This is a genomic window from Flavobacterium sp. UBA4854, assembly GCF_002399805.1.
Lineage (GTDB): Bacteria > Bacteroidota > Bacteroidia > Flavobacteriales > Flavobacteriaceae > Flavobacterium > Flavobacterium ginsengisoli.
Genome location: NZ_DHEI01000143.1, coordinates 64,141 through 71,175, shown reverse-complemented (window position 1 = coordinate 71,175; position 7,035 = coordinate 64,141). Strand labels below are relative to the sequence as shown.

Sequence of the window (7,035 nt, the reverse complement as noted above, 5' to 3'; positions counted from 1 at the left end):
GGAATTGGCGAAGCGAGTCATTTCTATTTCCAAAAAAGTCCTTCGGCTTTAAATGTTGATGAATGTTTGTATTTGGCAACGATTATTCCGAAACCGAGAAAATTCATGTATCAATTTAATGACCAAGGTAATCTGAAGGATTATGCTATTAAAAACCAAAATTTCCTGAAGAATTTGATGTTTAGAAGAGGGCTTTTAGTTCCAGAAGACACAATTGGTCTATTGCCTGTTTATATTTCTGGAAATGCACGTTCTTTAATAAAAATTAAAGTTCCAGATTCTACAGCAATCAAAATAGATTCTTTGGCTGTTGATGATGAATTTGATTTGTAAGAGGGTTTTGCCACAAAGGCGCTAAGACACTAAGTTTTTTTTATTAAAACATTTTTAATTGCTCACAAAGACGCAAAGTTTTTTAAGTTCAATTGCGTCCAGCTTTAGCTGAATGTAAATACAAATGCAAATCTAAGGGCTTTAGCCAAACTTTACTAGTTTGGCTAAAGCCCTTTCCTATTTCGATCTTATTCCCCTAGCTGAAGCTTGGGGCAATTAAAAAAAATCGTATGTTTTACTTTAGCCACAGATTAAAGGATTAAAAAATCTTTTCTAATCTTGGAATCTGTGGCTAAAAAAAACTTCGTGCCTTAGCGCCTTTGTGGCAAAAACCACTACTTAAAGTTCTTCAAAAACTCTTCTTTATAAGTTGGCGAAACCTCAATTTCAGTCCCATCGTTCAATGTTACGATTCCGCCTTTGTTATACGATTTCACACAATTGAGATTGATGATATGCGATTTATGAACACGAATAAAAGGCAATGGCAAAATCTCCGAAAAATGTTTTAGAAATCGGCAGACCATTTTTTTTGCTCCATTGTTTAAATACAAATCAGTAAAATTTCCATTTCCGCGAAGACGAACAATATCTTCCATTTTTACGACTTCAAAACCTTCAAGCGTTGGCAGAATGACTTGTTGTTTTTCTGGTTTTTGCTCATGGAAATTCTCGACAATAATTTTATTTCGATTGAAGATTTCATGATTTAAAATCTGATGATGTACTTTGTTTACCGCAATAATCAGTTCTTCAATGCTAATTGGTTTCAAAAGATAATATGCAGCACTTTGATTTAAAGCACGAAGCGAATATTCAGAAAAAGCCGTTACAAAAATGGTTTCAAATTGTAGCTCTTTGCAAGCTTCTAAAACATCAAAAGCATTTCCGAAAGGCATTTCTACATCCAGAAAAACCAATTGCGGTTTAATTTCATGCAACAACGGAACGGCTTCTTTTATATTCTGCGCTTCGCCGACAACCTCAACTTGCGGACAATATTTGCTCAAATAATTTTTAAGCACTTCGCGCGCTGCCAATTCATCTTCGACAATTACGCTTTTTATTTTCTGCAAAGTCATCATATTTTATCAATTAATGGAAAAACAATTTGAACGATCGTGCCTGATTTTGGTTCTTCTTTTTCTGAAATAGTAAACGAAATATCCTTTTTGTATAATTCGTTCAAAAGGTCAATTCTTTCTTTAGTATTATTTAAGCCTCGAGATTCGTAAATTTTCTGGTTGGTCGTTTTGAGTTCTCGGCTTTTGGTTAAACCAATTCCGTTGTCTTCAATAATCACATTAATTTTTCCGTTTTTATACTCAAATCGGAGCGACAAAAAACCTTTCTTGTCCAAATAACGCAATCCGTGCCAAATGGAATTTTCTAAATGCGGTTGCATGATCATATTCGGAACAAAAACTCTTTCGGTATCTAGAGATTCATCAACCACAATTTCAAAGTCGAATTTATCCTGAAAACGCAAATGTTCTAAATCGAGATATTTCTTTAATTGCTCTACTTCTTTGTCCAACGAAATAAAATCTTTATTAGAGTTTTCCATCATATTTCGCATTAGATTCGAATAAGAAGTCAAGTATTTATTGGCTTCCAATTCTTTGTTTTCGGCAATAAACTGATTGACGCTATTTAAACTATTAAAAATAAAATGCGGATTCATTTCGCGGCGCAATGACTGCAAAGCGATTTCCTTATTTTTGATTCTGATGGAATACAGTGCTTTTACAATGAAGAAAAACAAAAGCAACAATAACCCAATTGAGCCTAAAAGGAAATAATTAAAGGAGTTTTTCTTCGAAATCAATTCGTCTTTTAAAACCTTTTCTTTTTCAAGCTGACGAATTTTATCTTCTGTAACCTGAAAAGTTTTGGCATCAATTAAAGTAGTATCAGATTTGATTAACTGTTCGAAATTATCAAAAAACTGTTCGTACAAAGCCATGCTTTCTTTGTCTTCCCCTTTTGTTTTATAATATTTAATTAAAGAAGATAAACTCTTTCTGGCTTCAGATGAATTTCCTTTTTGAAAAGATAAATTATAGGCTTCTTTTAAAGAAGAAATGGCTTTTTCTGGTTCTTTCTTTTCAAAATAAAGTGAAGCCAAGGATTGCAATTGTTTTATTTCGGTAGTAAAATCATGATTCGTTTTAGCATCAGCAAGCAATTTTTCGTTAATGGCAAGCGCTTTGTCAAACTGATTATCGGCAACGTAAACTTTTGCGATTTCGTTTTTAATTTTAACTTCTTCTGGTTTGTCTTTAGCGTATTTTAAAGCTTTTTTATAACTTTCAATTGCAACTGCTTTGTCATTTAACTGCAAAGAATTCTGTGCTTTCTGTACATATGCTTCACTTACTTCAGCAGCTTTTTTGTCTTTTTTCAGTAATTCAATATTCGAATCAACATAATTGGTCTGACTTGCAGGATTAGATTGATTTCTGAGTCGGTTAGCATCATTTTGGTTTATTTTTTCTTCAGATGCATCTTTGGTTAAAGAACCTGCCGCTTCATAGTTCTTAATCGCAGAACCAAAGTTTTTCTGGTTTTCCTGAACTTTGGCCAAACTTCTGGTGACGCGTGTTTTATCTTCGGTTAGTTTTAATTTGGTGTAAGAATTTAAAGCTCTTTTAAAATACTCTTCTGCTTTTGCATTATCGCCTTTGCTTAAAAAGTCATTAGCCAGCTTTTCATAGTTTTGAGCAATTTTCGATTCATCGTTTTCATCTAAAGATTTAGATAATTCTTCAGCGGTTTTACTTATTACGGCTTTACTCTTTTTTTCGCTTTTTTCAGGAAGTGACTGCGCAGTTATTTCTTGAGGAAATAAAAACGCTAAAAAAAACAGACTAAAAACAATTAATACATGACGTTTCACAAACAAGTTATTTAGAAAGTGTAAAGTAACTTAATTTCAAATTCCTATCCTATAACATTCACCAAGTCAAAAGGCTTGTTGACCCATTCTCTCAAAAATACGTTTTTTCGATCAATACTTTTACCTCGTAATCTTAAAAACCATCATTATGAAAAAACTATTTTACTCCTCTTTTATCCTTTTTTCTCAGTTTATTATTGGACAAGTTTCTGGAAATGTCAATTATCAGAATCAATATGTTGCAAATACTACAATTGATATTGGTTTTCCGTCTAGCGAAGGTATTGTAGCAAGTGTAAAAGGTCTTGCCAATGTGAAAGCAGATACTTATACGGCAATTTTCAGCACTACTCAAACGGGTAAAACAACCAAAGAAGTCAATGACTTGCTTGACCAAAGAATTGAACGTTCGCTTAACGAAATCAAACTTAAAAAAGGCGTTGAGATTTTTGTCGATATGATTTCTTTTGTTCCTGTTTATGAATATGAAGTCGAGAAAAAGATTTTCAGCCGTAAAACGTACAATGAAGTTCCTGTGGGATTTGAGTTAAAGAAAAACATCCACATAAAATTTTCCGATCCAAATCAGTTGAACGATTTTATTTCGATTTTATCAAATCATGAAATATACGATTTGGTCCGAGTTGATTATTTCTCCAATTCATTAGAAACCATCAAAAAGGAAATGATGAACAAAGCCAAACTGCTGATTCAGGAAAAAATCAAGAATTATGAGCTTCTTCTTGGAGAGACATTTACAAACGTTGAAAAAAGAATTACCGATGGTTTTGTTGTGAATTTACCTGTAGAAATGTACAAATCGTACGAAGCGTACAATAGTTCTTCTTTAAACTTAAAAAAATCGGCAGATGTTAATCAAGCCAATAAATCGACTACGCTTTATTACCAGCCTGTATTTAGTAAAGAATTCGATTTCATCATTAATCCTTCGGTTCTGGAACCTGTTATTCAGGTACAATATGAAGTAAAGATTTTTATTAACAGAGAAAAAGAAAAGAAGCAAGTTGCCAAAACAGACAAAGAATTTATTCTGATTACTCCAAATGGCGATTTAAAAAACCTGAATATCAACACTCCAAAACAAATGCATTAATCTGGAAAGTTTCACCAAGTCAAAAGACCGTTTCACCATTTGTCCCAAAAGTGAGCTTTTTTAGTTTTTAAGTTTGATCTATAATCATTCAATTAAAAACTAAAATCATGAAATCAAATCTTTTTATAACAGCGCTTTTGGCATCGGCAATATTTTTTGCAAGCTGTAATTCGTCTAATGCAAAACCAGTAAAAAACACTGAAATCGAAAAACCGGATTCGGCTGAAATGACCAAAATTCAAGTGGCTCTTTTATTGGATACTTCTAACAGTATGGACGGTTTAATCGATCAGGCGAAATCGAGATTGTGGAATATTGTAAATACTTTGACGACTTTAAAATACGAAGGAAAAACGCCAGACATCGAAATTTCTTTATACGAATACGGAAACGACGGTTTATCTGAAAGATCGAATTACATCAGACAAGTGACACCTTTATCGACAGATCTCGATTTGATTTCGGAAAAATTATTTGCACTAAGAACTAATGGCGGAAGTGAATATTGTGGCGCTGTAATTCAAGATGCAACTAAGGGATTAAAATGGGCTTCTGACAAAAACAGCATGAAACTAATTTACATTGCAGGAAATGAAGGTTTTGATCAAGGAAAAATAAGTTATAAAGAAACAATTAGCGATGCTTTAAAAAATAATATTTATGTGAATACTATTTTCTGTGGAAACAAAACAGAAGGCATTAATTCATTTTGGAAAGACGGAGCAGATCGCGGAAAAGGAAAATATTTCAATATCGATTCTGACAAAGCGGTTCAATATATTGCAACACCATATGACGATGAAATCGCTAAATGTGATGAAAAAATCAATAAAACCTATATCAATTACGGAGCGAAAGGTGCCGATAAAAAAAGAAACCAGATAATGCAGGATCAGAATGCTAAAAAAGTTTCGGCTTCCAATTATACCGATCGTGCCGTAAGCAAATCAAAAGCCGTTTATAAAAATGATACTTGGGATTTGGTAGATAAAGTAAAAGATGATGCCGGAGCAATTTCGAAAATCAAAAAAGAAGAATTACCGATCGAACTGCAAAACAAAAGCACCGCAGAATTGCAAAAAATAGTGACCGAAAAAACAAAAGAAAGAGAAACAATTCAGAAAGAAATTAGTGTTTTAGCAAAAAAGCGTCAGCAATATATTGATACTGAAGCTAAAAAAACTAAATCTCAAGATGATCTTGGAAATACAATTAACTCTTCTATTCTAGCTTTCGCTAAAGTAAAAGGCTATACGGTTGAGAAATAAAAATCCAAATGAAAAAGAAAATCTTCTTTCTGCTCTTTACAGTAATTCCGTTGATTTGTTTGAGTTGTGAAAATAAAAAAGAGAAAACAAAAGACACAAGAACTAAAAAACCGATCTATTCTTATGAAAAGAAACTAAAAAATGAAATAACTGAAGTAAGGAGCTTCTTGGGGAAATCTCCAAAATACAATTCAGATGTGGCATTATTTTTAGATATGAAGATAGAATCTGGAAGAAATCGGTTTTTTATTTATGATTTAAAAAACAACAAATTACTGGATAAAGGTTTAGTTGGACATGGTTCTGGTTCTGAAACAGGAATTCCTGGCGAATTAAAATTCAGCAATGTTAAAAATTCAAATTGCAGTTCGTTAGGCAAATATGCCATTGGCGGTTCGTATGTTGGAACATTTGGAAAAGCCTATAAATTGTATGGTTTAGACAAAACCAACAGTAACGCTTTTGATCGAAATATAGTGCTTCATAAATACTCAGAAATTCCTTTTGATGAACAGCCTTACCCAATTTGCAATAGTCTCGGATGTCCAATGGTAAACGAAAAGTTCTTCGGAGTTCTCGAAAAACTAATTGACAATTCTAAAAAGAAAATAATTCTAGTGATGTACTATTAAATCTATTTTTATTTAACAGTAATAATCATATATTTCCCACTAATTTAAATTTAACCTCATGAATAAAAAAGTAATTCTATTCATCATATTATTGATCAGCGCTTTCGCGAATGCACAAAAGCCAATTTTTACAACAGCAAAAGTAAAAGCCGCAACTGTATATTTTAATGCTGCCGAAATTTCTCAGACTGCAAGTACCACTTTGCCTACAGGAACAAGTGAAATTGTCATCAAAAATGTGGCTTCGTATTTAAATGAAAATTCAGTACAAATTGGCGCTCCAGCAAATGTAACAGTATTGTCTGTTCAGTTTACCAATAATTATATTTCAGAATATGAAACAGATTCTAAATCGCCTTTAATCAAAAGAGTTAATGATAGTATTGTTTTGGTTCAAAAAGAACTTCAAAAAGTAGTCAATACGATTAATTCAGAAAACAAAACCATGCAGTTACTCGATCGAAACCAACAAATTTCGGGAGTAAATTCTGGATTGAACGTTGCTGAATTAATGAAAATGGTAGATTATTATAAAAACAAACAAATCGAAATTGCCAATAATATCAATACCTTAACCGATAAACAGAAAAAACTTGACGAGACACTTCAGAAACTGAACAATAAACTTGAGTTTGATACGAACAAAGAAGAACGAACTTCATCAGGAAAATTAATTGTTCAGGTAATGAACACTGCAGCTGGAATTGTTCCGTTAGAGATTTCGTATTTAACACAAAGCGCATCTTGGACACCATTTTATGATTTGCGTACCGAAAGTGTAAATGCGCC

7 protein-coding genes are annotated in these 7,035 nt (G+C 32.6%); 5 read left to right on the top strand and 2 right to left on the bottom strand.

Annotation, left to right across the window (positions count from 1 at the left end):
• Positions 1-333: transglycosylase domain-containing protein (locus tag B3J44_RS20985; RefSeq protein ID WP_286971229.1), on the top strand; the 333-nt coding region annotated here is incomplete at its 5' end.
• Positions 334-668: 335 nt separating this feature from the next.
• Here the strand turns inward: B3J44_RS20985 and B3J44_RS20980 are convergent.
• Positions 669-1,415: a LytR/AlgR family response regulator transcription factor gene (locus B3J44_RS20980; protein WP_198855531.1), complete on the bottom strand. Its 747-nt coding sequence runs from the start codon at positions 1,413-1,415 to the stop codon at positions 669-671.
• A complete protein-coding gene (locus tag B3J44_RS20975) occupies positions 1,415-3,232 on the bottom strand; it encodes a tetratricopeptide repeat-containing sensor histidine kinase (RefSeq protein WP_286971228.1) in 1,818 nt (605 codons plus the stop codon). Before B3J44_RS20975 ends, B3J44_RS20980 begins: the two co-directional genes overlap by 1 nt.
• Positions 3,233-3,380: 148 nt before the next feature.
• Here B3J44_RS20975 and B3J44_RS20970 point away from each other — a divergent pair, with 148 nt between their 5' ends.
• From B3J44_RS20970 to B3J44_RS20955, 4 genes are all read left to right on the top strand, one after another.
• A complete protein-coding gene (locus tag B3J44_RS20970; RefSeq protein ID WP_286971227.1) occupies positions 3,381-4,346 on the top strand; it encodes an SIMPL domain-containing protein in 966 nt (321 codons plus the stop codon).
• Positions 4,347-4,453: 107 nt separating this feature from the next.
• Complete coding sequence (locus tag B3J44_RS20965; RefSeq protein ID WP_286971226.1) at positions 4,454-5,614, top strand: vWA domain-containing protein; 1,161 nt, start codon at positions 4,454-4,456, stop codon at positions 5,612-5,614.
• Positions 5,615-5,622: 8 nt separating this feature from the next.
• A complete protein-coding gene (locus B3J44_RS20960) occupies positions 5,623-6,246 on the top strand; it encodes a murein L,D-transpeptidase catalytic domain-containing protein (protein ID WP_286971225.1) in 624 nt (207 codons plus the stop codon).
• Positions 6,247-6,304: 58 nt separating this feature from the next.
• On the top strand, positions 6,305-7,035 hold a 731-nt coding region (locus tag B3J44_RS20955; RefSeq protein WP_286971223.1), incomplete at its 3' end, for a DUF4140 domain-containing protein.

Bases quoted from the DNA above. Each gene is read 5' to 3' on its own strand.
- B3J44_RS20980 (WP_198855531.1), bottom strand. From the start codon at position 1,415: ATGACTTTGCAGAAAATAAAAAGCGTAATTGTCGAAGATGAATTGGCA.
- B3J44_RS20970 (WP_286971227.1), top strand. From the start codon at position 3,381: ATGAAAAAACTATTTTACTCCTCTTTTATCCTTTTTTCTCAGTTTATT.
- B3J44_RS20965 (WP_286971226.1), top strand. From the start codon at position 4,454: ATGAAATCAAATCTTTTTATAACAGCGCTTTTGGCATCGGCAATATTT.
- B3J44_RS20960 (WP_286971225.1), top strand. From the start codon at position 5,623: ATGAAAAAGAAAATCTTCTTTCTGCTCTTTACAGTAATTCCGTTGATT.